We start from the raw sequence: 26,155 nt of genomic DNA on the forward strand, positions 1-26,155 counted from the left end.
CATTTGATAGAGTCGTCATCAAAATAGGCTTTCGATCCTATTAAGCTCACATGATAACTGACGATCCATTTTGTTATACAGCGTAAGATTTCCATTGGTAGAAAATTACCTATGGGGGGTAATACCAGCGTAGCTGACACCACCCGCAAACACATGGATAAAAATGTAAGAACCCTCCGAGTCTGAAGAGTTCTTTTTATGAGTGATAAATGTACCAATTGCGGCCTGTTTGTTAAACTAACGTTATCCGTTAGCGGAATGACCTCTTTTAATTTATGGTTGGTGAGGATGTCGATTCAGAACGGTATCGATGCGATGTCTCCACTAATAAACGTCATCGTGTTGTTATGTTTCAGGATTTTGAGGGTCGAGAGATCCGTGTTGTTACAGATCTGATGCAAGTTACGGCAGAACAAATCGCACAGATTTACAAAGCCCGTTGGCAAATTGAGGTGTTCTTTCGTTGGATTAAGCAACATTTAAACATTCCTACTTTGTTCGGTACAACAGAGAATGCCGTGTATGGTCAACTGTTTGTAGCTTTAATCGTCTATGTCCTGCTAAAATGGTTGTTTGACACTACGAATTCAGTAGTTGCCAACCATGCAATTTTTTCATTTGCTCGATTTACACGTTTATTTAGCCTGAAACTACCCCCTGTTGAATGGGATGTAGCCATTCAACAAATTATTCAGATATACGACCCCCGGTGGGTTATTTGTGTTACATAATTTGGTAATCAACAGGCCTGCTTCAAAAGTAAACAACTTTATTATCCCTATACAAATACAGGAAATATCAGTTCATAGACTCTGCCGAAATCGTCTCACACCCGTTGAATATCGCAAACTTTTGGAAACAACTGTTCAAGGCTGTTCGCAATTGCGTTGTTTGCTTCACACCGTTCTCGTACCAGATGTTTTTAAGAACGAGCGTTCCAGTTTTTCGCTCCACGATTATCTCGGCTCGTCCAATGAAGCTTTCTCCATATAATAGAGGCAGCACATAATAGCCGAATTTTCGTTTGATTGCAGGCGTGTAAATCTCCCAGGTGTAATCGAAGCCAAACAATTCGTTGATAAGTTTTCTGTCCCATATGAAATTATCTAGAGGGGCAATAAGCTCGCAACGCAATTTCGGCTCCTGATTTTGCAGAACGGCTTCAATAAGCAGTAAATCCTCCGCGAGGCAGTACAGCATATCCTTCATTTGTTCCACGGCAACAGCAACAATGCGAGCTTCGTGTAATAGCTGGCGAAAAACCTCGGTGCGCTGTGCTGCTTTCAACCCCCATATATTCAGCCATGCATCTGACGCACGATTCCATAAGAGACCAACAGAGCCGATTCGACGCAGTACCCGCCACTTATGATGCTCAAGCTCATCCTCCAGCGGCTCTGATGCATTCAGCAGATTTGGCTGTATGTACTTCTTGGCTATATCGTAATATTTACGCGTTCCTTTTTTATGATGGATAATCAACTCACCCGTCGAATACATCTGTTCCAGCACCGATCGAGATGAATTGTTTCCACCGCTCCAGTGGATGGCCGATTGCCAAGAGAAATCTCCATCCAATTTTAAATCATCCGAACTTAGTGTACCGTGATTTTGGATATGAGCCCGTACTTGCGCTGTCAACGCTTCCATTTCGGGATAGCGTTCGGCATGTTGTCGGGCGGCTTGCCTGTATCGCTCAAAATACGGCCAGTCCTCGACAGAGATAATGGCCAGGTTCTTGTCGGGATAATCGACAAGGCTTCTATCCTCATACAGCAACTCGGCGAGCATTCCCTTGGTAAATCCCTTGATTCGCGACTGTAGCACCAATTCGGCGTTTTTTCCGCAAACATCGATGGGGTCGTATTGAATGCAGCTGACCTGCCGAGCAAAGTCCAATACGCCCTGCTTCTCACTAAATTTATATTCGCCCAAAAGTCCATGCTTCAACAACAGAAATTGCCGTGCCTGGCGGTTTGTTAATTGGATCATGTTTGCACCTACCTCTAGTTTAGTACAGTCGAAGATGGAGGGGAAAATAAAAACGAAGGCGTGAAGGGGAATTTGTTCACGTACTCGCTGAGGGTGTTTCTTGTACTTTTTATTGGCTGGGTGAGTCCAATGCAATACCGAACTCAAACCAACCAATCAGCCGCATATTAAAAACTCTAACTTTGAGGAGCCACTACCAAGGAAGACATCTATTCGTTATTGCATTTCTTTTGTTGGACCCATCACAGGCGGTACTGGTAAGCCTGCTTGACGTAATAGCACCATCATTTGGCCGCGGTGATGTGTTTGGTGGTCAATTAAGAAACGTAATAATGAACCTTTTGTTGCAAGACTTTCTAAGCCTGTTTCTGTTAGCAAGTCCTCATTTGATAGCTTGGCTACCTCTTCCTTGACCGCCTCTGCTGCTTTTTCGTAAGCTGCTACAATTTCTCTTGCTGTCGCTGGAACTGGTTCATCTTGACCAATCATTGGTACAGTTAAACCTGCTAAATGACTAAAATAACCTGTTGTTTCTACTAAATGCCAGCCTAACCAACCTAGTGTACTATGCTCTTCAAAAATACTTTGTCCTAATTTGTCATCTGTTACGGCTTGTAATACTTGCAATGTCCCTTTCACAGCCACTGCCCATTCCTTTAAAAAATCATCCACTTGTCGATACATCCAAACTCCTCCTCTATCATTCACGTCTCTTTTATCATACAAAATATTTGCTCAAAAGAAAAGGAAAAAACAAACATATGTTCTTGTTAAAAAATGCGTACAAAAAAACATCTGTATCCGCTAAACTTAACTGCCCGTCCCCATTAATAAAATAAGTACCGAATTTATTTTTGTATACGGAACTTCGAGCTATTTGAGACTCTTATTGTCTAAAATATACAGTTTGGATATACTTATTCCAAGTACTAAGTTCCGATACTCACCGTTATAGAAACTTTCAATTGGAGGAAATAACATGAAACGGAATTGGGAACTGGACGAATTAATCGAACATTTTACGATCCTACCGAACGAGATGAGGTTGATCGAGAACAAGACTGGGGAAACCAGGATTGGATTTGCCGTACTACTCAAGTTTTTTCAAAATGAAGCCCGTTTTCCAACCCATAAATACGAAGTTCCCAAAGCGGTTATCGCATACATTGCAAAACAAATCTTCTCTGAGCCCGAATTATATGCTCAGTACGATTGGACCGGTCGTTCGATCACCTACCACCGAACGCAGATCCGGGAATTCTTCGGGTTCCGAGAGGATACAATAGAGGACGCTCAGGCAATGACAGAATGGCTATGCCAACATGTTCTGCACCACGATCATGAATTTGAGCATTTAAAGGAACGCGTTTACCGTCGATTTCATGAATTATAAATCGTGCCTCCTTCACCGGACCGCATTGAGCGTTTGATCCGTTCAGCCATTCACACATATGAAGAATCCTTCTTCCAAGCGACATATCAAAAGCTGCCTTCCGCATCTTTAACTCTGCTAGACTCCCTGAAATTACGCGCCGCTGGCCAATGACCAGCTTGCTGGATATCTTAAAGGAAACCGATTTACGTATTTCGTTTACAGAAATGTTCAAGACGGTGGCACATCGAGAGATATTAGACCGGGATACGCTGCAAAAGCGGTTGATCTTATCTCTTTACGGTTTGGGAACGAATACCGGTTTAAAACGTGTAAGCGCCGGTGATCACGGTGAAAGCTATAAAGATCTCCTTTACGTCCGACGCAAATTCATTCACAAGGATAACCTTCGCAACGCGATTTCCGAGGTTGTGAACGCTATTTTCAAAGTTCGTATGCAGGAAATATGGGGTGAAGGAACAACCTCTTGCGCCTCCGATTCAAAGAAATTCGGGGCGTGGGATCAGAACCTTATGACGGAATGGCATATCCGGTACCGCGGCCGCGGTGTTATGATTTATTGGCACGTAGAGAGAAATTCGACTTGCATCTACTCGCAGCTTAAATCGTGTTCTTCATCAGAAGTCGCCGCGATGATGGAAGGGTTGTTGCGCCACTGCACCGATATGGAAGTGGAGAAAAATTATGTTGATTCTCATGGACAAAGTGAGGTTGCATTTGCCTTCTGTCATTTACTTGGTTACAAACTCATGCCTCGATTAAAAGCTATTCATACACAAAAGTTATACCGTCCGGAGCCGGGAATGACTGATGCATATGCGAACCTGCAGCATGTACTCACGCGTCCGATTAATTGGGAACTGATCCGTCAGCAATATGATCAAATGATGAAGTATGCAACAGCTTTACGGCTCCAAATTCATCAAAGAAGCTGCCTTACGTGCCCACAGAGGAAGAATTAAAAAGATACTATGAAGTGGTTTGGAAGGCTAAGAATTTTCAGGACATGATGATCGTGAAAACCCTCATGTATACAGGTGTCAGGGTCAGTGAGTTAATCAGAATCAAGCTTTCGGACATCGATTTTATTTACTGCCAGATCCGGATCAACAAAGGAAAGGGTAGCAAAGACCGCATTGTTCCATTTCCTCAGAGTTTCAAAGAGCTGCTGGCCATGCATGCAGATACGATGAAAAAGAAGCAAGCGGCCTATTTGTTTGAGTCCTCATGGAAGAAAAAGTACACAGACAGGGGAATCCGCAAGATTTTGGCTAAATATTCAGAGGAGGCCAATTTATCTCAAAACCTTTCTCCTCATAAACTGCGTCACTTTCTATTAACCTGGCTAAAAAAGCAGGGCATCGATGACGCACTTATTCAACCTTATTCCGGACATGAAAGCAGAAAATCTTTGGAAGTATACTCAAAGCTGGCAATTACCGATGCTCAAAATGAATATAACGAGGTTATTAATAAATTTCCAATTTAATCCATACGTTTGCGGGTGGTGTCAGCTACGCTGGTATTACCCCTATGGGGAGAGTGAAGTTAATGGCGAGAACAAAAACAGTTCAATTTGACGATAAAGCAACGCGATTAGAAGAAGTTAAAATGGCTATGAGAGAAACAAGTGATAAACGGTTATACGAACGCTATCAGTGCATTTTCTTATTTCTTTCCGGTGAAAGCCGAATTCGTATTGCTGCCATTCTAGATCGAAATATCGATACTGTTGGCGCGTATATTCGGACATATTGTTCAGATGGGTTAATGGGACTGCAATTAGATCACTCACCCGGACGCCCGACTCGTCTCACACCTATACAAGAACAAGAATTATATCAAACCATCGTCAATAAAATACCCGCCGATGTTGGGTTTCCAGCGAATATGAACTGGACATCGGGATTGGTCAGACAATGGGTTAAGAAAGAATACCAAGTTAATTACTCCGACCGAGGGACAAGGCAACTGCTTTACCGTTTAGGCTTTAGTTACACGAAACCCACGTATACCTTAGCAAAAGCTGATCCCAAGAAACAGGAAGCATTCAAACAAGAATTCGAAGAGATAAAAAAAATTGCTTCGTCGCGAAATTGATCGAATCCTGTTTGAAGATGAATGTATGATTCGAGATTATCAAGCCTTGGCTAATACGTGGTTTCCCAAGGGGCAACAGATAGTAATTCCAACTTACGGAAAACATCATGGTGCAAAACTGATGGGCACACTCGACTATGAAGCAGGTGAAATCTATTGGGAAGAACATAGTCAGTATGATGCCCAAGTATTCCTTTCTTTCCTGGAAAACATCGTTGCCAAATATCCTGAAGGAAAGACCGTGATGATTCTGGACAACGCCCGGATCCATCATGCAAAACTGATCCAACCGTTCCTGAAAGCTCATGTGCAGCAACTTGAACTCTTTTTTCTACCTCCCTACAGTCCGCAGTTAAACTTAATTGAGGGCTTATGGGCATGGTTGAAAAAGTCGGTCATCTATAATGTTTTTTTCGCCACGGTCGAGGAAATACGAAGTGCAGTCAAAGCTTTTATTGAAGAAATTAGTAAAGATCCCCTGCAAATTATTGATCGTCTTTGCCTCAAGTTATAACAGAGTCTTTAATGCCGGATATTATAGTATAAATATACAAAATATTAATTGGAGGTTTTTATGTACATACCTAAAACATTTGAGATGAATGAAAACGCAATCATTTATGACTTTATTGAAAAAAATGGTTTTGCCATTTTATTCTCCCAGAAGGATGAAAAACCATTTGCCACTCATTTGCCCTTGTTTTTAGATAGACATGAGGGATGCTTATATGGTCATATGGCAAAAGCAAATACGCAATGGGAAAACGTCAAAAATGAAGTGTTGGTTGTTTTCTCTGGAGCCCATTCATACATATCGCCTTCTTGGTATGAAACGCCGCAATCTGTACCCACTTGGAATTATGTTGCTGTCCATGTCTATGGGAATCTGGAATTAATTGAAGATAACCAAAGTTTAATGCGAATTTTAGATGATTCGGTAACTTATTATGAAACAGGAAACCCGAATGCTTGGGATATGAGCAAAGCAGGTACTAATTTCATTGATAATTTGTCAAAAGCTATTGTCGGATTTAAAATTCAAATATCTAAAATAGAGGGGAAGTGGAAGCTAAGCCAAAACCATTCAAAGGAAAGACAAGAACATGTAATAAACGCATTGGAATTGCAAGAAGATGACAAATTCGAAATAGATTGCTAAGCTAATGCGAGAAAATTTAGAGAAACTTCCATAATGAAAATACTCTATTCGAAGGAATGGGTATTTCTGTTTATTGCCGTGGAGTACGACTTCATAAAACCAGCAAACTTTGAGCTTGAGTTTGCTGGCTTTTTGCATGTCATTTGGGAACCACGATTATAGGCTGTCGAAAATTCAGGTTGAATATTGTATCTTCTATGGATTCTCTATGTATATTCTATACTTTATCCATTCTGTTGGCTGTAAAATTAAGCGAATATAAAGCTATGACTAAATTGAAACCGCTCTCAAAAGTGGTTTTATTGGTTTAATGTTAAAAAAAGGCGAGTGGAGGTGGACACGTTATAAGCAATCGATGAAACAAATGAAAGGGAACAAGGAGTAGTCCTAAGAAAAATATAAATGGGTGGTGGGTAAAGAACGATGTCTTCCAACAAAAAAATGAGATTTATAGTGCTATCACTAGTCTTTACGCTATTATGCAGTATGGTCAATTTTACCTCAATAAATAGAGCAGAAGCTGCAGCCGGAGCAACGGCGGGCACCATGGCGGTAACTACTGCGGTATATATCAACGATACAGATTCATCGATCATATACAGTGGAGTGTGGGGGTATTCAAGCGGCAGGGGGGCCGGGGATTTTCAGAATGATATACACTATACCTCTAGTAACGGCGATTCGGCAGAGTATACGTTTATCGGCACTGGGATTGAAGTAGTCGCTCCGGCAAGTAATAATCCCAATTACGGAAAAATTAGCGTATCTGTTGATGGGGTGTCACAAGGTCTCGCAGACACAGCCATAGGGGCTTCGGATTACGTAGCCAAGCAAGTTGTATATAGTAATAAGGAGTTGCCAAATGGAATACATACGATTAGATTGATTAAAGAAAGCGGTTCATATTTGCAGCTTGATGCATTTATCAAATATGTCGATGATACGCTTACGGACCAAGAGCTTGCCGACCATGTACAAGCCGAAATTCAGTTGCTGCCCGACAAAGCGTCGGTGACGCTGGCAGACAAACAGGCCGTGCAAACAGTACAGCAGCATTATAACCTCTTGACGGAGGCGCAAAAAGCATTGGTCGGGGGCATTACGAAACTAACAGATGCGAAATATGCCATTGATATGTTGGAAGCCATTCCAATACTAGCCAAAAAGATTACTTATTTGATGGCTGACAGGGCTGAACGTTCCGGTTCACTCGGGCAATTCATCGATCATGGGCATGAGAAAGATAAGCGATTCTGGGTTACCAATTGGAATGCCCAAACCGATTTCTTCAAATGGAACATTAACGTTCCTATCGCAGGAGAATATGTGGTCGACGCATTAATAAAGGCCCCGACGAACTCGGTCGTCACGGTGTCAAGCGTCACATACGGCAGTGTTCAGTTCACGGGTACTGGTGACTGGGATAAGATCAGAGCTACAGGTACGTTAACGCTTCCTAAAGGGCTATGCGAAATCTTGGTGACTGCCACGAACCCGAATTCTAATGAGTTCAAATCGCTTGAATTAATCCCAGCTGCTGAAGTTCCAGCGATGGAACAAAGAATTACTAGCTTCCGTTCGGATACGCAGTGGTTTAAGGATGCCAAATATGGCGTGTTCTTTCAGTGGGGGGAATGGGGTTATCCGCAATCTGGCGACAAAAAACAATGGCCTAAGCAGATCGACGATTTCGATGTGAACGCTTTCGCTGATCAGGTGGCAAAGATGGGGGCCGGGTACGTCGTTTGGTCGGTCTCGTGGTGGAGTTATTATTTTCCTGCCCCGATTCAATCGATCGATAACATTCTCCCAGGGCACACTTCTCAGCGCGATTTGATCGGAGAGTTGGTGAATGCGTTGAACAAGAAGGGCATTCGACTGATGCTCTATTATCACACGGGAAGTGAAACGAAAGATTGGTGGGACACGAATTGGGTATCCATGGACGATAAGACGAAGTTTCTGACCAATTGGAAAAACATTATGACCGAAGTCGGAAACCGTTACGGGACGAAACTGGCGGGGTGGTATATCGACGACGATTGCATCTACTATCCGGCAGACTACGAGGAGCTGGGGGCGGCGGCCAAAGCGGGTAACGCCGACCGGATCATTACCTATAACAACGCGAGAGGACCGAGAGGAACGGACTTCCAGGATTACGTTTCCTCCGAATGGTGGATGCCTTTGCCCAATAACGATAACGGGATCATGCGCGACGGCAGGTATAAGGGATTGCAAGCTCACACGGCGTTTATCACTGAGGACGACTGGGGAATCCATCTGCCCAATCAGCCTATCGTTCCTTTGTTGTCCGCTAGCGAAGCGGTATCTCGCATCGTTGAAGCGACGCGCTACAAACAAGTACTGAGCTATAACCTGATGATGTATGAAGACGGTTCGTTGAATCCGTCCTCCACCCAAATGATGATCCATGTTAAAAACGCGGCCAGATACGGCATCGTCGGAACCGACGAACCGAGAGACCAGCCTGACATGTATAACGATTCGGACCCGCGCATTGTTTATGCGGGAGGTTGGGACGTGAGCTCGGGACGCGCCGGTGGCGGTACGTATCGGACGGACGTGCATTACACAATGACCAACGGGGATAGCGCGGAGTTTATGTTCAAAGGAACGGAAGTCCAGTTTATTACGGAGACAGATACCAACCAAGGCAATATCGAAGTATTCGTGGACGGAAATAGCGCAGGAACTGTGAATTCCTATTCCGCATCCCGGAAGACGAATCAAGTTCTGTTTACGAAACGAGAATTGTCTCCCAACGTTTCGCACACGATTAAGCTCGTCAAGAAAGACGGCGATTACATGCTCGTAGACGCCTTTAGAATCGTCTCCGGACAGGAAGGGAACGATAACCCTGCAGCCAGCGATTATTCGGCCAAAGGCACTTCCAATGAGGATATCTTAGGTCAATTGTCGACGGTGAGTGAAAATGACGGGATGTTAACGTTCCGAATCAAGAAGAACGGTCAAAAGGGGACGGCCGCCATCGATTACCAAACCGGAAAGTTCAGCTATACCCCGAATGCGGGAGCAAGCGGAACCGACACCTTTACTTATGTCATAGATGACGGGAATAAGGTTTCCGAGCTCGCAACGGTAACCGTGCAGTTCGTCGAGCCGGTTGCCATTGTCTCAAGCGAACCTTCGAATCAAGCCATAAACGTGCCCTATAATCTTGCGGCCGCTAAAGTTTCATTTGACCAACCGGTGCAGCAAGGAGCTAACTTCGATCTTATTGAGTTAAAATCTGGAGGGACAACGGTGCAAGCAGTCGCTTCCATAAGTGAACATACTTTGTCCGTTTATCCGGAGGGGGGCTTCAATCCGTCAACAAGGTATGAATTGATAATTCCAGCCTCTGCGATTAAAGGGGAGATGGGGAACGGTATGAGAAGCGAGTATCGCTTTTCGTTTACAACGTCTGCAAAATCGGTTACGCCATCGGATCCAGGACCAGATTCAACGCCAACGCCGAATCCGAAACCGGATTCATCAGGTACACCAGATTCGAAACCAACCCCAGGAGGGACAGAAAAACCGGATCTAAAGCCAATTGCCAAACTAACAAAGATGGCTGGGCCGGTGCCTGAATTCAATGATATTAAAGGTCATTGGGCAAAAAAGGAAATTGACTTACTGCTTTCATTCTCCGTTTTTGAAGGGATAACGAAGGACAGTTTTGCACCGAATGAACCGATTACCCGCGCAGAATTCACCACATTATTGGTAAGGGTATTAGGATTAAAAACGGAGCAAGCCGCGCTTGCGTTCTCTGACGTAAAGAATGAGGATTGGTTTGCAGGTCCTATTAGTGCCGCAGCTAAAGCTGGACTCATAAACGGATATGAAGATGGCTCGTTTAATCCGAATGGGAACATGACACGTGAGCAAATGGCAGTAATGATTGTCAGAATGATGAAATATGCAGGCAAATCTGTAAACGCACAGCAAAACTCCGATCAAGCACTATCGAAGTTTTTGGATCAACAATCGATCAGCGCTTGGGCTAAAGAATCGTTAGCGTTATGTGCTGATGAAGGGATTATCCAAGGAGTGACGGAGCAGATGATCATTCCCGGAGCCAATGCGACTCGCGGGGAAGCCGCTGTTATGCTCGACAGACTTCTGCATGTATTAAAAATGATCGACTAGCAACTAGACGCTGATTCTTTTGAATAAACCTGCGGCAGCTTCTAAAAAGTCTCCGCAGGTTATATTTTTCTATAGATCGTCCATGCAACTCATATGAATGCTCTATTTTACAAATGTCAGTAATTGATTAGTATAAGGGTATGATTATTCCGGGTAATCATGAAAGGCCTGAGAAATGCAGGGTGAAATGAAAACGTTTTATAAATAGCGATAAAGGGGATAAACATGCAATGAAAAATAAGAAAATTTTGTTTTCGATGATTTCCGGTCTCATGACTGTTTCCTTATTAGCAGGCTGCGGTACGAAAACTACATCTCCTGCAGCGGACTTGGCGGCTACTCCGAAAGCATCCGCTGCGGCAACAAAAGCGCCTGAAAAGACGGCTGAAAAAGTGACATTGACCTTGATGGCTAATCAAGATTGGGTTAATAAACCGCTGACGCAAAAGGCTTGGAAAATGTATGAAGAGAAAACGGGAAATAAGCTGGACATTCAAGCGGTTCCTATCGATAGCTGGGAAAAAGTTATGAAAACGAAGTTCGCCACGGGCGAGATGACGGATATCGTGATGTACTATGGCGGTTATCAACTATCTGCGATCCAACCTGATAAAAACTTCGTGGATATGAGCGCAGAGCCGTGGGCTGCTGATCTGAAAGATTTCGTATTGCCACAAGTAAAAGTAAATAACAAGGTCTATGGATTCCCTCTCTGGGAGGGGTCTGTCAGCGGCATGCTGTATAACAAAGACATTTTCCAGAAATATAATATCGCGGTTCCCAAAACACAAGATGAGTTCTTAGCAGCCTGCGAGACGCTGAAAAAGAATGGCATCACACCGATTTACATGGCATTCAAAGATATTTGGCCGCTTCTGCCGCAATTCGGTTTCGATCCAGTCCTCAAGAAAACGCCGGACCTGCTGGATAGATTAAATTCCAATCAGACGAAGTTCGCTGATGTTAAAGAACTGAACAGCTTAGTCGACTGGTATAAGATGCTTGCTGACAAGGGTTATCTGGGAACGAAGTTCTCAACGAATACTTGGGATGGTCAGCCCGCGGCATTAACAAGCGAGAAATATGCGATGGTTTATGCTTGGGATACGTATCTGGAATCGGATATCGAGCCGAAAGCCAAAGGAGCATCCAGTAAATTTGGCCTTATGCCGATGTACCTCGGGGTCAATGAGGAGGGCACGTACGAGGGACCGAATGCGATCGGGACCTATGTGAACAAGAACAGCAAAAACGTCGAGCAAGCGAAAGCTTTTATTGCATTCATGGCGAAGCCTGAAAACCTGAATGAGATCTATAAAGATCAGCCTACGCAAACGTACTTCAAAAGCGTAACGTCGAACAAACCAACAGCACAATATAGAGCAGCCAAGGAATCCGTTGATAAATTGATGAATGCATCCGTCCAGCAAAACATCATCGGCTACAGCCAAGTAGAGATGGTAAAACCGCTGCAGGATTTGATGCTGGGCGGGAAAACAGCAGAGCAGGCGATTAAAGCCATGGACGATGAGCGCATCAAAGCAGCTAAAGCACAAAAAATTCCTGGTTTCTAAATGTAACGGTGCCCTTAGGGAAGACCTTTTTAGAGGTCTTCCCTCATTATTAAGCCAGGCAGGTGAGTGACTATGAACTTAAAACGAATCTATCCGCAATATTTAACGTTTCTCCCATTAGGCGTCTACTTACTGTTCTTCATTGTGCCTTCTCTAGTGGGCTTTTACTTTGCTTTCACGGATTGGAACCCATTTATCGAAGGTATTCATTTCGTAGGCTTCGCCAATTTTGCTGAAATCTTAACCAACAAGTCGCTTGGCGGCGCCGCTTGGAATACGATTAGCTTCACAGTCATCACGACGATTTTGAAAAATGGCTTTGGTCTCCTCATTGCGATTATTTTAAATCAGCAACTAAAGAGCCAAAATTTGCTTCGGACCATCTATTTTTTGCCTATCATTTGTCAGCATTGGTTGTCGGGTTGTTATTTAATGCGATCTTTGATGCACAAGGCGGTGTTATCCACCGTTTCGTCACTCAAATTGGACTCGAAGCGTGGGAACCTGAATGGTTGGGACGTCGCTTGCCTGCGTTATTCGTCATCAATTTAGCCGAAATTTGGAGATCTACAGGGTATGCAGTCGTGATTCTTCTAGCCGGTTTACAAGTGATCCCCAAAGATTACTATGAAGCTGCGATGATTGATGGCGCCAGCGCTTGGCAACGATTTAAAAGCGTGACGATCCCGCTGTTAATGCCGGCCATTCATATTAATATCTTATTAAGCATCATTTACGGGCTAAGGGTGTTCGATATCGTGTATATTCTAACTGGCGGAGGACCAGGTCATGATACGGAAACGTTCAGCACATTAATCCTCAACGAATTCTCGCAAGATCGGTATGCACAATCTACGGCGATTAATCTCGTATTTTGCTTACTCCTTGTCGCCATAGCTTTCACGTACCAAAAGTTTTCTCAAAAAACAGAGGTGGAGCTATGACTACAAGCAGGAGATATCCAATCGTTTGGGAAGTTATTTTGTGGCTGCTGAGTTTAACGATTCTTTATCCGCTTGCCATGGTGGTTATGACCTCATTCAAATCGCTTGGCGAAGCCAGCCAGCTCAGCATTTCGCTGCCCGAGCATTTTCATTTTGAAAATTATAAAACGGTTTTCGTGCAAGGGAAGATGCTTCAGGCGCTAATGAACAGCATGCTTATCACGGGTTGTTCCGTGCTGCTCATCGTTATTCTTAGCGGTACGCTTAGTTTTACCATCATGAGGAATCGAAGCACCCTGAATAGAGCCATCTACAGTATGATGACGCTAGGCTTAATCGCTCCATTTGCCGCATTGCCGACCATTAAAACGTTGCAATTCCTACATATTTATGGGACATACACCTCTGTCATTCTTGTGTACACGGCGTTATTCATGTCTTTTGCGACCATGCTGTTCAGTGGATTTATGTTAACTGTGCCCAAAGAATTAGACGAAGCGGGGATTATAGACGGGTGTATCGGATTCTCCTTGTTTTATAAGGTCATCCTGCCTCTGCTGCTTCCGATTACGGTAACCGTTGCCATCCTAAACTTCATGTGGGTGTGGAACGAGTTCTACTACCCACTATTCCTAGTGAATAAATCATCGATGTGGACACTGCCGTTAACGGTATATAACTTCTTCGGGCGTTTCAACCGCAGTTGGCATTTGGTTTCAGCTAACATGGTCATCGTTTCCATGCCAGTTGTAATCGCCTATTTGTTCGCTCAAAAGTATATCATCTCTGGTATGACGGCTGGCGCGGTAAAAGGCTGATCCTTGATCTGTTATGTTATACTGGATGTAAAACTGCGATGTGCTCTGGAGTGAAGTCATTGTTTAAAGGCATGCAATTCCAATATAAGTTGTTCATCTCTTTTTCTGTCCTTACATCTGTGCTGCTTTCCGTTTCTACCGGGCTATTTTACTTGTATACAGGTTCGATTGTCCAAAAAAATGTGGTGGTCACACAGCAGCACACCGTGCAAAAAATTCAAGAGCAGCTTGATCTTCTCCTAGCCCAAATTGACAATATGACGATTTCCGTGAACTCGTCGGATATGATCATGAATGTGTTGGAAAATATACCTGAAATACCGGATGAGAATTATTTTGATACGTACCCGAAGATTAGCGAGGAAATCCGAAATTATTTGTTCTCCTTGACCGCATTGAAGCCGTTGAATGGCAGAATTAGTATTGTTTCTAAGTATCAAGATTTTTTAGACTTCAGCAATCAAAGCGATACGCAAAACATCACGAAGAACGATGTACGGAAATTTGCATTTGTTAAAGAAGCTATGCAGACGGATCGCTACAAATTTTTCTTGCCGCCGCACCAAGATGAATGGACTTCAAAAGGAAAATCTGTTTTTTCCGTCGTTCGACCTTTGAGGAGCACGAATTACGAGATACAAGGGCTCATAGAAGTCAGTTACAATTTAGAGAAAATCGACCGTTTGTTTGAAGTTGAAGGGAATTCCCGTGTGCTCCAAGGGGCTATATTTGACCAAAATCAAACACTCATCTACCACAATTTTAATATCGATTCGAGTGGCGATTGGCTCTATGATGGTCTTCTCGGCACAGCCAAATACGGAAATTATCAAGTGACAAATCCGGAAAACCACCGCAATTATCTCGTGACGTTCAACAAGTTGGCTGTAGTTGATTGGGGCATGCTGCTGCTGGAAGATAATGCCGAGTTTGAGCGGCCGATCACGATTTTGCGCACGATGACATGGGTATCCTATTTCTCTATCTTTGCAATCTTCTTAATTATTCTCTATATTTACACGAGGAATATTACCCGACCGATCCGCAGCTTAAAACAGTCTGTATTATCGGTTAATATGGATAGCCTTAGACTTAGGCTCAAAACAGGCCAAAGGAATGAAATCACGCTGCTCGCACAAGCATTTCAGGATTTACTGGACGAAGTAAAGGGGACAATGGACCTTATGGTGGAGTCCCGTTCACGGGAGATGAGTGCACATATGTCGGCCATGCAAGCGCAGATGAATCCTCATTTCTTATACAACACGCTTGCTGTCATCGGAGCTTACGGTATTAAAAAGGGAAACATCGAAGTCATGCAAATGTGCGCCGATTTATCAGATATGCTGCGGTATACGATCGATTCGGACAATGGGAAAACGACGCTGCGATCTGAAGTGCTCCATATGCAGAACTATTTGAAGCTGATGTCGCTTCGTTTCGAGAATGATTTGCAAGTTGAGATCGACATGGATGAAGCTTTGATGGAGGTCCCCATTCCTAAGCTTACATTAGAGCCTTTAGTGGAAAATATATTCCGTCATGCCTTTATGGATATCGAACCTCCGTGGATCTTAAAGATGAAGGGAACGGTCAGGAATGGACGATGGACCATTGAAATAAAGGATAACGGAAGAGGATTTGAAGCCGAGGCGATCAGGCAAATTAAACACAAAATGGAAGCAGACCGATACTTGCTGCAAGCTGGCGATTTTTTCGACAAAAGCAAAGGCGGCATTGGAATGATCAATACGTTTATGAGGCTGCGTTTATTCTATAAAGGCCAGGAAACGATTGAGTTTTATAATTCAGAACAAGGCGGAGCCATCGTAATTATTGGGGGACCTATCGGCGAGTGAGGTGAGAGTATGTACAAATAATGCTGGTAGAAGACGAACCACCGATTCTTTATGCGGTAAAGCATCTCATTGATACAGGAAATTATGGCTTCCAAGTCAGCGCAGTCGCCCGGAATGGCAGAGACGCATTGCAGATGCTGAACGATGATGTTCCTGACGTCATCCTGACGGATATACGCATGCCTTTCGTTGATGGGCTTACCCTTCTCGAAGAGGTAAGTCAAAAGTATATAGGGGTCGCTTGCGTCATCATGAGTGGCCATAACGATTTTGAATACGCTGTCAAAGCGCTGCGTAGCCATGCTTTTGACTACCTTTTAAAGCCGATTCAAATGGAGAAGCTGCAAAGCATGCTGCAGGGGTTAAAGCATTCATTAGATACTAGAAAATCAGTAGAGGAACAAGCGGCGATCAGCCAAGCGGTTTATTTCGAGGATTACTCTGGTATTGGGGATATCGATTTCGGTTCGCTGAAATTTATTCCGACGATCGTTTGTTCGGGTCATTATGCCGGCAATTCTGTACAAGATTCTGATCATCCGGGTCGTGAGTTTTGGGAACAAGTAGATCTTCGGAAACAATTGGAACATGAACTGGGCGAAGCCCGTGTTTGGGTGTTGAATGGCTTCGCTTTAAATGAAAAAATTGTCATTGTTGGAGGGGATGACCTGGAGGAAAACCGAATAGAGAGAGTTTCGCACGGGTTAAAACAACGTTTAATGAATGATGTTCTTCCTATACAAATGATTGTGGGGAAGATGATATTGGATGTAAGAGAGCTTCCCAAAGCAATCAAAAAACTTAGGACCCTTTTAAGCAAAACAATCGTATTTGGTCATTCAGGGCTATATATCGAAGAAAAAACGAATTCGACTCCATTCATAATGACAGAAGAGTTCGAGAAAAGATACGATGCGCTTTTTAATGGCATGACGATGAATGAAGTCAAAAAAAATCTGCAAGGCTTGCTGAAAGAGTGGGAAACCAAGGGATATACGCAGGATGCTGTTGAGGAATTACTTAAGCAGTTGGTTTTGAAGCTTATCCATTGGCTTAAGAACTATAAGGGGATATCAGATCTTTCCATGGAAATTTCAGAGATCGTCTCGGGGGCTACTGGCTACCAGGATCTGTATGTGCGCTATGGTCGTATGATCGATATGGTCTATGAGCATTCAGAAGGGACCTCTTCCCTTAACTTATCTATCGCGGAAATCGTTGACCGTATGGAGCAGTTTCTGAAGGCCAGCTTTACTCAGCCAATTTCCTATAAAATGTTTTATGACCTTTTTGGCTATAACGAAACGTACTTGAGCCATGTATTCAAACTGAGTAAAGGAATTACACCGAACAAATATGTCACCAAGCTCCGGATAGACAAAGCGAAAGAATGTATGGCAGCCTGCCCGGGTATCGCGCTAAAGAAGGTCGCTTCGATGGTAGGATATGATGACGCTTTTTACTTCAGCCGAGTTTTTAAGGATGTGACTGGCCAAAGTCCGACTGAGTTTATGAAGCAGGAAGCGGGCAATCGGCAGTAACGGTATGGTAACCAATAAGATGCATCGCGGAGGATATCATGGAAAAGAAATCTTACGAAACTTATACGTTTTATGTAGGCAATAATGGGAAGGATACGAATCCAGGCACATTAGATGAACCATTCGCTACGTTAGAACATGCACGACAGGCAATCCGACAATTCAAACAGCAGGTAAACGGACAGTTCACTGTGTTGGTTCGCGAAGGGACGTATTATTTCGAAAACACACTGACCTTCGAGCCTGAGGATTCCGGCAGTGAAGGAGTCGTTATTACGTATCAAGCTTATCCGGGGGAAAAGGTCATCTTGAGCGGGGGGCGGAGAATTGTAGGAGAATGGCGGCCTTATCGGGATGGAATCGTTGTATGCGAATTATCCGATTGGGCAGAAACCGATATTAGCTTTACTCAGTTATTTGTCGATGGCAGAAGGCAAACGCGTGCCAGATATCCGAAAGCAGATACGGCAGGTACGAAAGCAGGCGGGATGCTTCACCCCGCTGCATCTAAGCTTGTGTGGCCGCACACACAGTTTAAGTTTGACCCTGCCACTTTCACGAAGAAGAGATGGAGCAATCCCCAGGAAGCAATTGTGCATATTTTGGCGAAGAACTATTGGGGAAACCTTCAGTGGCAGGTGGCGGATATCGATTGGGATGCGAATACGGTTTATTTGGGAAAAGGCGGGTATCAGATTAACGATATCATGCAAGGTGAAGATGCTACGGGGATCGACGAACGGTCTCTTTATTATATCGAGAATGTATTTGAGGAGTTGGACAGCCCAGGGGAATGGTATTGCAATAGGCAGGAAAAAAAGCTTTATTGGATGCCTCAGGAGGACGTTGATATTCATAACACCGTAGTGGAGGTGTCGGGTCTTAAAAGGTTGTTGCAATTCAAAGGTTCCCAAGAAACTCCTGTGCATCACATTCGCCTGTCGGGATTTCAGATCGCTCATACGGAAACGACGTTTCTTGAAGCTTACGAGGCACCTTCCTTAGGGGACTGGACCATTCACCGAGGGGGAGCGGTCTATTTCGAAGGCAGCGAGCACTGTGTGGTTGAGCACTGTTTTTTTGATGCCGTCGGCGGAAATGCCATTTTTTTAAGCAACTATAATCTTGGAAATATCTTATATGGGAATAAAATCACGGAGGCTGGGGAAAGCGGCGTCTGCATTGTCGGTTCCAAGCATCTTACGTTAGGCAGCAATCATGCTTACTCATCCAAAATTGAGGTTTGCAACAATTTAATCCACGATATCGGTACATTCGGCAAACAAACGGCGGGCGTTTTCATGTCGGTTAGCAAGGAGAACACGGTCAGCCATAATCATATATGCCATGTGCCCCGTGCGGCAATTTGCATCAATGATGGGACATGGGGAGGTCATGTCATTGCATTCAATGACATCCACGATACGGTGCGGGAAACTGGCGATCACGGTCCGTTTAATTCATGGGGACGCGACCGCTTTTGGTGTCTAAATCAATCGCACGGCCCTTCCTCGCACTGCGCCGGTGATGTAAAGCGGGATGCTCAGCAGACGGTTATTATCAGGAATAATCGCTTTAGGGACCACAAAGGATGGGGCGATCGATCTGGATGACGGATCTTCCAACTATCATATCTATAACAATCTCTGCATCGGCGTGAGCATTAAATTACGCGAGGGGGATTACCGTACCGTGGAAAACAACATTTTCGTTAACGGAGCTAATCCTCCAGGGATCCATATCGGTTATGAGGCTAATCACGACAGATTTGTACACAACATTATTGTCGCAAATTCGCAATTCGACAACCCCGAGACCGATATCGATTTTCAAAAAGGCGATTCCAAAGGGAAGTTGTACGAATTTATCGGGCCTCCTTTACAAGGCAGTTGGGTAGAAGAAATGGACAGCAATTTGTTTTATAACGATTTGGGCCATTTCCTAGCCACTGTTCATTTCCGGCCGCTTGGCAGCAGCAGCAAAACCTTTACGCTGGAGGAATGGCAAACACTTGGGCTTGATCGAAACTCGGTATATGGCGATCCTTTATTCGTCGATCCCGAGCAAGGCGATTATAGAGTGAAGGATGAGTCTCCAGCCTTAAAGCTTGGATTTAAAAATTTTGAAATGAATCGTTTCGGACTTCTTCAGGATTATAAACTTTGACTATCCAGCTTTCTTTATAAACAGGATACCTTATCTCCATTTCGAGAGAGGGTGTCCTGTTTTCCTGTATAAAGATCAGCCAGTATCCCAAAAAACTCAAATATCCACCAGTTTCAATTGCTTGAATTACTTATAATTGCTTAATTTTATATTTAATTAACTTAAATAATGTGATAAAATTACTTAAAAGGGGTGAAAATTATGTATCAAGAAGAACGATTACTGAAAATACTCAATTACTTAAACGAGCACCATGCAATGAGTGTTATGGATATCTGCTCACTTTTAGATGTATCCAGGGACACAGCTCGAAGAGACATTGTTAAACTCGTGCAAGAGGGGGTCGTGATACGAACGCATGGAGGTGTAGCGTTACCTCAATTACAAAGGGAGATAGCTACTTATCAGGAACGACTCATTGATGCGCCAGAAACCAAAAGGAAAATTGGGAAGTTAGCAGCACAACTGATCAAGGATCGGGAGACGGTTATTTTGGATGTATCGACTACTGTGCAAGCTGTAGCTGAACAAATTTCTGCTAAAGATATTTCCGTTATTACACATTCTATCGATATTGTAAGTATTCTTGCAGGTAGAGAGGACCTCCAGGTATATGTGCTTGGGGGTTATCTGCATGCCAAAAATCGATTGCTATATGGACCCTCCGTCATTGAAAAGCTAGGAGAATTAAGAGCTGATAAAGTTTTTATCGGGGCTGCGGCTATACGAACCGATGGGCTTTACTTCCCTTACGAAGATGATGTTTCAGTTAAAAAAGAGATGGCCCGTAGATCGGATCAAGTGATTGTCGTGGCCGATTTTTCAAAGTTTAAAAGCAAGTCAGTCTACCGTTTTGATTTTGATTTTGTGGATATTCTAATTACCGATCAAGAGGTACCTAACGAAATAAGAGAAGTACTCTACAATAAAAATATCACGATTATTCAATGCGAAGAGGAAGGAAAAAGCGAGGAGGAAATCAGAAATGAGTCTTAAAATTTTGCATAACGTGAATGTCGTTCAACCAAATGACATCGTTCAGCTTGCCACTCTCTGGATAAGGAATGGCATCATTGAAAAGTTAGAAAATGGGAATACTGCTCTTCCTAAGGGCAATTATGAACTTGTGGATGGTCAAGGACACTTATTAATACCCGGCATGATTGATGTGCATATTCACGGTGCTAACGGGTTTGATATGATGGATGGCAGTGAGGCAAGTATTCAGGAGGTTTCGCGAGCTTGCGCTGCAACAGGCTGCACCTCGTTTCTTGTTACCTCTGTAAGTTCTACAATTGAAGATTTACTAGCTATGATTCGGAGTGTGAAACGTGTAATCGGGCATGAAGCCGGGGCCAAAATTGCGGGGCTTCATCTAGAGGGTCCTTATCTGAATCCGAAACGTAAAGGCATGCAAAATGAACGATTTTTACGGCATCCTAATCTGAAGGAAATGGAAGACATTTTCAATGAAGCAGACGGGCTGATTAAGATGGTTACAATTGCCCCCGAATTACCCGGCGGTATGGAGCTCATTTCTTATTTGAAGGATAAGGGAGTCATTATCGCCGTTGCTCATTCTGATGCCACGTACGAGGAGGCAAAGCAAGCATTTGAAGCAGGTGCAAGTCACGTTACACATTGTTTTAATGGCATGAGACCGATTCATCATCGGGATCCCGGTCTAATTGTAGCTGCTTTTGAAGAAGGACATGTGAGCCTCCAAGCCATTGTGGATGGCATTCATTTGCATCCTGCCATTATTCGAATGATGCATCGTTTGAAAGGACCTGATGGCATCGTGCTCATCACGGATGCCTTACAAGCGATGGGACTAGGTGATGGAAATTATATATTTGGTGGCCATCTTGTTACAGTTGCCGGGGGTATTGCCAGACTAGAGGATGGGACATTAGCCTCTAGTACAGTTACGATGAATGAGGCACTACGTCTAACGATAGAAACCGGCATTTCATTAAAAGACGCTGTACAAATGGCGTCAACCACGCCTGCAAGAATACTTGGTCTTGACACTAAAGGTAGGATTTCAACTGGTTTTGATGCTGATCTTGTCTTGTTAGATGAACAATTCCAAGTACAATGGTCATTGATCAATGGTGAATTGATCTAAATTTTAAGTATCTGTTTCTGTTTCTTGTTTACGACCCAGGCTTGGTTCTTGATGGCTTGCTCACGTGTTCCAATAGAACGACTAGATTCGAATATATTGCTTTTGGAAAAGCACCTGAGGGGATTACATCATTTTACATATCGAACAGAAAGTTTATGCATGAGAAAAACCATAGAATAAAGGGGAATTCCCATTCAAATTGAATGAGATTTCCCCTTTATCTATTTAAGTGCATTTTACAAAATCAAAAACTATAATTTTTCAGTAGTCTCTATTGAAGGATGTGTCTTTTTGCTATTTATTTTGCTTAATAATCTACATAAAATGAGGTGAGAGAATTCAGGCATCGTATTCTTGCTGGGAGAACGTCGACACTTGCGCTCGTTGTCGTCTCTTTTTCATTCGGCGAAATGAGGCATATCCAATAAGTAATAGGACAGCCGCAGTCCAGAAAGGCCAATTTGATGAGGCGTTGCTCTTTTCACTGCTGCTTGTGAAAGGTTCAGAACGAATGACTTCTTTGGCTGAGACTATAGGGATTTGCGTTAGGAGTTCCCCGTTTTTTTTAATTTGATAAGCACCGATAACCTCGCCGACTTTGATCGATGCTTGTCCGCTTTGCCATTTTGTGAATAAAGGAGTGTATGTAAAATCAGCCGGATTGTTTTTTAATTTGGTCAACACAAAGGAATCGCCCAGCACGCCTTTAACGGTTTCGCCATTAAAGGTCGTTTCTCCTATGGTTTCGTCTTTTTGAAACATTCGCTGCACTTCCAGATGGTCGAGTCCATAATTGCCGATTGTTTGCACATCGGAATATTCTTTTTGTCGCGTCGATTTCATCACTACCGCAATAACCGTTTTATTGTCTTTTTTCATATATTCGATTAATGTATTATGCGCTTGGTCAGTAAATCCGGTTTTGCCGCCCAACGCTAATGGATTCTGAAAGATGAGGCTTCGATCTTTTATCTGCACCTGCCGCTGATCCGTAATAACCATAGTCTTTTCGGTTCCCATAGCTTCCATAATGGCAGGGTACTTCATGGCTTCTTTGGCAAGCAGAGCCAAGTCATATGCAGTCGTATAATGCTGGGGATCGTGCAGACCGTTAGGTGTGACAAAATGGGTGTGCGTCATTCCGATCGATGCAGCTTTGTCATTCATCATCGCGGCAAAAGCGGCCCCATCGCCTCCGATATGCTCCCCAATCATCATCGCCACATCATTGGCCGAGATCACGAGCAGCGCCTTCAAGGCCTCTTCTTTCTGCATCTTCTCGCCGATTTTTAAATTAAATACATAATTGCTGGCTTCTTGTTGCGTGGCTTTTTTGCTTGCTGTCATCCATTCTCCGTTCACGCTATGTTCTTCAAGAAGGATGGCGGTAATCAGTTTTGTTAAGCTGGCAGGGTACGCTTGTTCATCTTTGTTTTTTTGATAGAGGATCTCGCCTGTCGAGCTATCAATTACAATACCTGTTCCACTGGAAATAGCTGGTTGCTTGTCTTCTCCATAAGCGACTCCTGCCTGTGTTAACATAAATGCGAGCATAACGATGATGACCGCTGCTTTCTTCATTCCCTATCCTCCCAATAAGAATCAGAAAAAATAACCTTTTTGACAAAGGTGTGAGATTTATTATAAACGCTGTTCCTTAAAGAAAGATGAAATATTTTACGTTTGCATAAATTAGCAATCAATAAAGAGAAGCGACTCGGTGTTATGAGTTTAACACATTCTATCTGTGTGAATTTTATCAAACAACTTCATGACTAGACTATCCAAAAGACTTATATATGTAAGGTTTGTTTCACTTTTTAATTGCAAGCCTAGCACCCAATACCGTTATTGGAATATTCAAAAGGAGCACCACTATGATATACCAAGTAGGAAAGGCGGTTTGTCCAACCAATGGATTATAAATAAATATCTCAAAAAATAAGGCTATGATGACTGCGTTTTTTATTTTGAAGATTTTGCAATCTTTGGCGGCAACGTAACCGCCATAAAAGCAAAAAAGTAAAGTTATGATTAATGCAATTAACAGATAAAAGATACAAAAATTAGTGGTTTCTTGCACAACCTATTAAAGCACCTGCACCAAAATGATGCAGATGCTTCAGTCTTCGCACGGGAGCGCTCTGAAACAAAGCGGCTTCGAAAGCGTCAGGATGGACGTTCATCCGATACTGCGACTCCCACACTTTTTATGGCGAAACGTTTGTTGAACAATAAAATGGATGACAACTATTGTCCTCCGATTCCAATTATTGAGAAAAAATAATTGTGATGGGAAGCGGAGTGTTTGTAAATGTTTTTTGTGTGAAAATTCATGGTTGCAATCGGCGATTCGCGGCGTTATCGGATGATGCAGCATCTCCCTGCGACAGATCCGTGACAGCGATCTTGTATGCCGTTACGACCTGCGCTTCTGTTGCTGCTCCACCGGGTTCTTTACCGTTATTTCCGCTTGCGCCAGAAGCTGAACCTGTGCTTGTGCCTGTCTCGACACCTGAGCCAGCCTCTTTATTCTGCCCCGTACCTTTACCTGAGCTTTGACCTTGGCCAAAGGTAACTTTGTTCTTCTCCACGAAGGTTCCAGTCACTACGGCAGATCCTGTTTTAAACCGGACATTACCGCTCAGCTGCACGTAGTCGTTACCCAAGGCGACTATGGCCGTATTGCCGTCCAAGGACATAATCTGGCATTGAAAACGAACGATGGCACCCGGCTTCTGCTTCGGCAGCTCGGATAGTGTGATGTCGAGGACGTCGGACTTCACCTTCACAACTGTATATTGACCGCCCCGATACTCGTAGTAGGCTTGCTGCCCTTCGGCTTCTCCAGCAGGGTTATCGACGATCAGCACACCAGGACGACTGCGGTCTGGGGTGAAGCTATCCCCTTCCACATCGAGAATGGTTCTAAGTTCTTTTGACTTCACATCGTAAGCGAAGACGATATATCTAGCTTTACGCGTCTTGGCTGCGGCTTCGACTACGATGGCCGGTTGATCGCTGCTGCTGAGTGAGTCGGAGAGCTTCACCGATTTGACGGAGATCTGCTTACTGAGTGCGCTTTCGACATAATCGAGCTGCTCATCAGGCATCAGACGCGCTACTGCAAGGGAACTGCTGCCCGTAAGGCCCACCGAGGCCATTTTTGAGCCCCACAAGCTTTTTCCGTTTATGACATTCGTGAAAGGGGCGTCCGTGCTCGTATTCATTGCTTTGCGCAACAGTTGCACCGGATCGGCCTCGAGCCAGCGCTGCTCCGTATCACGGATTTCCTTGCTGGTATCCTTGTAGCTGTTCAATATGGTATACAGCTCGATGGATTCTGCATATTTCTTGGTGGCGACGAGCTTCTCGGCACGAGTGAACTGCGCCTTGATCGAAGTCTGGATATAGGTGTTGATCTTGGAGCGGCTGTCTGCGAGCTCCTTTGTTGTTTCCTGAACCTTGTTGGCATAAGAAATAAACGTGCTTAAATCATTCTTCTTTAGCAGTGATGCGAGCGTATTCTGCGCATAAGTTTCCAACATGGGTACAAGCCATTCGGCTTGTACGCCGTTCGCGTTGTAAAACTTACGGATGAGCGTAGTTTCGTTCACGACTTCGAGGAAGCTCTTGGTTTTGAACAGGGAATCCATGCGCGCCTGATCGTATGCTTTAAACCGATCGTTCAACTGCTGTTTTTTCGTTTTTTCATCCTTGTAGTAGATGGCGGGAATTTGCAGGAGGTATTGAATCGAATTGTTGTTGTCGAACGTTTTGTTGGTGCTGCTCTTCTCCAGGCTTTGTTCCAGTCTGGCTAGGACGTCGGCGAACGATTGCGCCAACCCCTCATCGATACGATAGACAGCTTCTGCATCGGCAAAACGTTTCTGAGCGGTGTCATCCATGCCCGCATAGTCCGCCTTGGCGCTTTGGAACGATTCATATGCTTTTAGCAGTGTCGGAACATCGTTGACTGCAGCGGCGGCTCGTATCTTATCGGAAATGGAAGCGAGCGTGCGCTTTAGCTCCGTTGCGGGGCGAAGCTTGTTCAGTGCTTCGTCGATCTCATGGTTTTTATATCGAATGGACGTGTTATCCCTGGCACGCAAGTATAAGGTTTCGGCTTCCAGTTCGTGCCCTTCCGCCTGCGCCTTTGCTGCCTGGCCGTACAGATCAGCCTTTAACCAGCTGGCGTAGCATTTGTAACAGGCAGAAATGAGCATGACGGCAAGCAGCAGCGCAGCCAAGTTACGCTTTTGTTTCGATCGGCTGTACATTGAAGTTGACATCGCCGGC

The 26,155-nt window shown here is 43.9% G+C and carries 20 protein-coding genes and 1 pseudogene; 17 read left to right on the forward strand and 4 right to left on the reverse strand.

All coding sequences use genetic code 11. From position 1 onward, the window contains the following. Positions 1 to 275: 275 nt before the first annotated feature. The gene (locus FU659_RS11815; RefSeq protein WP_397355562.1) at positions 276 to 731 is read left to right on the forward strand and encodes a transposase; all 456 of its coding nucleotides are present in this window, start codon (positions 276 to 278) and stop codon (positions 729 to 731) included. A 67-nt stretch (positions 732 to 798) separates the two neighbouring features. Here the strand turns inward: FU659_RS11815 and FU659_RS11820 are convergent, their stop codons facing one another. After that, positions 799 to 1,992, reverse strand: coding sequence for a winged helix-turn-helix domain-containing protein (locus FU659_RS11820; protein ID WP_147947771.1), 1,194 nt, complete (start codon positions 1,990 to 1,992; stop codon positions 799 to 801). A gap of 216 nt (positions 1,993 to 2,208) precedes the next feature. Beyond that, positions 2,209 to 2,676: a DinB family protein gene (locus FU659_RS11825; protein WP_147947772.1), complete on the reverse strand. Its 468-nt coding sequence runs from the start codon at positions 2,674 to 2,676 to the stop codon at positions 2,209 to 2,211. Between the two features lie 295 nt (positions 2,677 to 2,971). On the opposite strand from FU659_RS11825, the gene FU659_RS38785 reads away from it, so the two are divergent. The 16 genes and pseudogenes from FU659_RS38785 to nagA all read left to right on the forward strand — a co-directional run bounded on the left by FU659_RS38785 (position 2,972) and on the right by nagA (position 21,856). Further along, positions 2,972 to 3,385: a DUF4158 domain-containing protein gene (locus FU659_RS38785; RefSeq protein WP_397355565.1), complete on the forward strand. Its 414-nt coding sequence runs from the start codon at positions 2,972 to 2,974 to the stop codon at positions 3,383 to 3,385. Between the two features lie 128 nt (positions 3,386 to 3,513). Beyond that, positions 3,514 to 4,299: pseudogene (locus FU659_RS38790) on the forward strand (Tn3 family transposase); the annotation flags it as partial. 92 nt (positions 4,300 to 4,391) lie between these two features. Next, entirely contained in the window at positions 4,392 to 4,874 is a 483-nt protein-coding gene (locus FU659_RS35400) for a tyrosine-type recombinase/integrase (RefSeq protein ID WP_261807782.1), read from the forward strand. A gap of 62 nt (positions 4,875 to 4,936) precedes the next feature. Then, positions 4,937 to 5,999 (forward strand): IS630 family transposase gene (locus FU659_RS11835; protein WP_261807783.1). Its coding sequence is split into 2 segments (ribosomal slippage): positions 4,937 to 5,476 and positions 5,478 to 5,999, totalling 1,062 coding nucleotides; the frame shifts between segments, so codons are not numbered across the junction. 60 nt (positions 6,000 to 6,059) lie between these two features. Then, the gene (locus FU659_RS11840) at positions 6,060 to 6,644 is read left to right on the forward strand and encodes an FMN-binding negative transcriptional regulator (protein ID WP_315971307.1); all 585 of its coding nucleotides are present in this window, start codon (positions 6,060 to 6,062) and stop codon (positions 6,642 to 6,644) included. A 441-nt stretch (positions 6,645 to 7,085) separates the two neighbouring features. Continuing rightward, positions 7,086 to 10,823 carry an S-layer homology domain-containing protein gene (locus tag FU659_RS11845; RefSeq protein WP_187274093.1) on the forward strand — a complete coding sequence of 1,246 codons (3,738 nt, stop codon included), beginning with the start codon at positions 7,086 to 7,088 and terminating at the stop codon, positions 10,821 to 10,823. A 230-nt stretch (positions 10,824 to 11,053) separates the two neighbouring features. Then, on the forward strand, positions 11,054 to 12,397 hold the full coding sequence (locus tag FU659_RS11850; RefSeq protein WP_147947774.1) for an ABC transporter substrate-binding protein: 1,344 nt from the start codon (positions 11,054 to 11,056) through the stop codon (positions 12,395 to 12,397). Positions 12,398 to 12,469: 72 nt separating this feature from the next. Then, positions 12,470 to 12,949, forward strand: a complete 480-nt coding sequence (locus FU659_RS37075; protein WP_261807774.1) for a carbohydrate ABC transporter permease — start codon at positions 12,470 to 12,472, stop codon at positions 12,947 to 12,949. After that, entirely contained in the window at positions 12,859 to 13,341 is a 483-nt protein-coding gene (locus tag FU659_RS11855) for a carbohydrate ABC transporter permease (protein ID WP_261807784.1), read from the forward strand. Before FU659_RS37075 ends, FU659_RS11855 begins: the two co-directional genes overlap by 91 nt. Beyond that, complete coding sequence (locus FU659_RS11860; RefSeq protein WP_147947776.1) at positions 13,338 to 14,159, forward strand: carbohydrate ABC transporter permease; 822 nt, start codon at positions 13,338 to 13,340, stop codon at positions 14,157 to 14,159. The genes FU659_RS11855 and FU659_RS11860 overlap by 4 nt, the downstream gene beginning before the upstream one ends. 59 nt (positions 14,160 to 14,218) lie before the next feature. Further along, entirely contained in the window at positions 14,219 to 16,018 is a 1,800-nt protein-coding gene (locus FU659_RS11865; RefSeq protein ID WP_187274095.1) for a cache domain-containing sensor histidine kinase, read from the forward strand. 20 nt (positions 16,019 to 16,038) lie between these two features. Next, positions 16,039 to 17,559: a response regulator gene (locus FU659_RS11870; RefSeq protein WP_147947778.1), complete on the forward strand. Its 1,521-nt coding sequence runs from the start codon at positions 16,039 to 16,041 to the stop codon at positions 17,557 to 17,559. Positions 17,560 to 17,597: 38 nt separating this feature from the next. Next, complete coding sequence (locus FU659_RS11875; RefSeq protein WP_147947779.1) at positions 17,598 to 19,172, forward strand: right-handed parallel beta-helix repeat-containing protein; 1,575 nt, start codon at positions 17,598 to 17,600, stop codon at positions 19,170 to 19,172. 79 nt (positions 19,173 to 19,251) lie between these two features. Further along, the gene (locus tag FU659_RS11880) at positions 19,252 to 19,725 is read left to right on the forward strand and encodes a hypothetical protein (protein ID WP_147947780.1); all 474 of its coding nucleotides are present in this window, start codon (positions 19,252 to 19,254) and stop codon (positions 19,723 to 19,725) included. A 201-nt stretch (positions 19,726 to 19,926) separates the two neighbouring features. Continuing rightward, positions 19,927 to 20,721, forward strand: a complete 795-nt coding sequence (locus tag FU659_RS11885; RefSeq protein ID WP_187274096.1) for a DeoR/GlpR family DNA-binding transcription regulator — start codon at positions 19,927 to 19,929, stop codon at positions 20,719 to 20,721. Next, positions 20,711 to 21,856, forward strand: a complete 1,146-nt coding sequence (nagA, locus tag FU659_RS11890; RefSeq protein WP_147947781.1) for an N-acetylglucosamine-6-phosphate deacetylase — start codon at positions 20,711 to 20,713, stop codon at positions 21,854 to 21,856. Before FU659_RS11885 ends, nagA begins: the two co-directional genes overlap by 11 nt. A 339-nt stretch (positions 21,857 to 22,195) precedes the next feature. Here the strand turns inward: nagA and FU659_RS11895 are convergent, their stop codons facing one another. Beyond that, the gene (locus FU659_RS11895; RefSeq protein WP_147947782.1) at positions 22,196 to 23,437 is read right to left on the reverse strand and encodes a D-alanyl-D-alanine carboxypeptidase family protein; all 1,242 of its coding nucleotides are present in this window, start codon (positions 23,435 to 23,437) and stop codon (positions 22,196 to 22,198) included. Positions 23,438 to 24,189: 752 nt separating this feature from the next. Continuing rightward, a complete protein-coding gene (locus tag FU659_RS11900; RefSeq protein WP_147947783.1) occupies positions 24,190 to 26,148 on the reverse strand; it encodes a hypothetical protein in 1,959 nt (652 codons plus the stop codon). Positions 26,149 to 26,155 lie beyond the last annotated feature (7 nt).

Origin of the sequence: Paenibacillus sp. N3.4, assembly GCF_008017805.1 — a bacterium.
Lineage (GTDB): Bacteria > Bacillota > Bacilli > Paenibacillales > NBRC-103111 > Paenibacillus_E.

Bases quoted from the DNA above. Each gene is read 5' to 3' on its own strand.
- FU659_RS11815 (WP_397355562.1), top strand. From the start codon at position 276: ATGGTTGGTGAGGATGTCGATTCAGAACGGTATCGATGCGATGTCTCC.
- FU659_RS11820 (WP_147947771.1), bottom strand. From the start codon at position 1,992: ATGATCCAATTAACAAACCGCCAGGCACGGCAATTTCTGTTGTTGAAG.
- FU659_RS11825 (WP_147947772.1), bottom strand. From the start codon at position 2,676: ATGTATCGACAAGTGGATGATTTTTTAAAGGAATGGGCAGTGGCTGTG.
- FU659_RS38785 (WP_397355565.1), top strand. From the start codon at position 2,972: ATGAAACGGAATTGGGAACTGGACGAATTAATCGAACATTTTACGATC.
- FU659_RS35400 (WP_261807782.1), top strand. From the start codon at position 4,392: ATGATGATCGTGAAAACCCTCATGTATACAGGTGTCAGGGTCAGTGAG.
- FU659_RS11840 (WP_315971307.1), top strand. From the start codon at position 6,060: ATGTACATACCTAAAACATTTGAGATGAATGAAAACGCAATCATTTAT.
- FU659_RS11845 (WP_187274093.1), top strand. From the start codon at position 7,086: ATGAGATTTATAGTGCTATCACTAGTCTTTACGCTATTATGCAGTATG.
- FU659_RS11850 (WP_147947774.1), top strand. From the start codon at position 11,054: ATGAAAAATAAGAAAATTTTGTTTTCGATGATTTCCGGTCTCATGACT.
- FU659_RS37075 (WP_261807774.1), top strand. From the start codon at position 12,470: ATGAACTTAAAACGAATCTATCCGCAATATTTAACGTTTCTCCCATTA.
- FU659_RS11860 (WP_147947776.1), top strand. From the start codon at position 13,338: ATGACTACAAGCAGGAGATATCCAATCGTTTGGGAAGTTATTTTGTGG.
- FU659_RS11870 (WP_147947778.1), top strand. From the start codon at position 16,039: ATGCTGGTAGAAGACGAACCACCGATTCTTTATGCGGTAAAGCATCTC.
- FU659_RS11875 (WP_147947779.1), top strand. From the start codon at position 17,598: ATGGAAAAGAAATCTTACGAAACTTATACGTTTTATGTAGGCAATAAT.
- FU659_RS11885 (WP_187274096.1), top strand. From the start codon at position 19,927: ATGTATCAAGAAGAACGATTACTGAAAATACTCAATTACTTAAACGAG.
- nagA (WP_147947781.1), top strand. From the start codon at position 20,711: ATGAGTCTTAAAATTTTGCATAACGTGAATGTCGTTCAACCAAATGAC.
- FU659_RS11895 (WP_147947782.1), bottom strand. From the start codon at position 23,437: ATGAAGAAAGCAGCGGTCATCATCGTTATGCTCGCATTTATGTTAACA.
- FU659_RS11900 (WP_147947783.1), bottom strand. From the start codon at position 26,148: ATGTCAACTTCAATGTACAGCCGATCGAAACAAAAGCGTAACTTGGCT.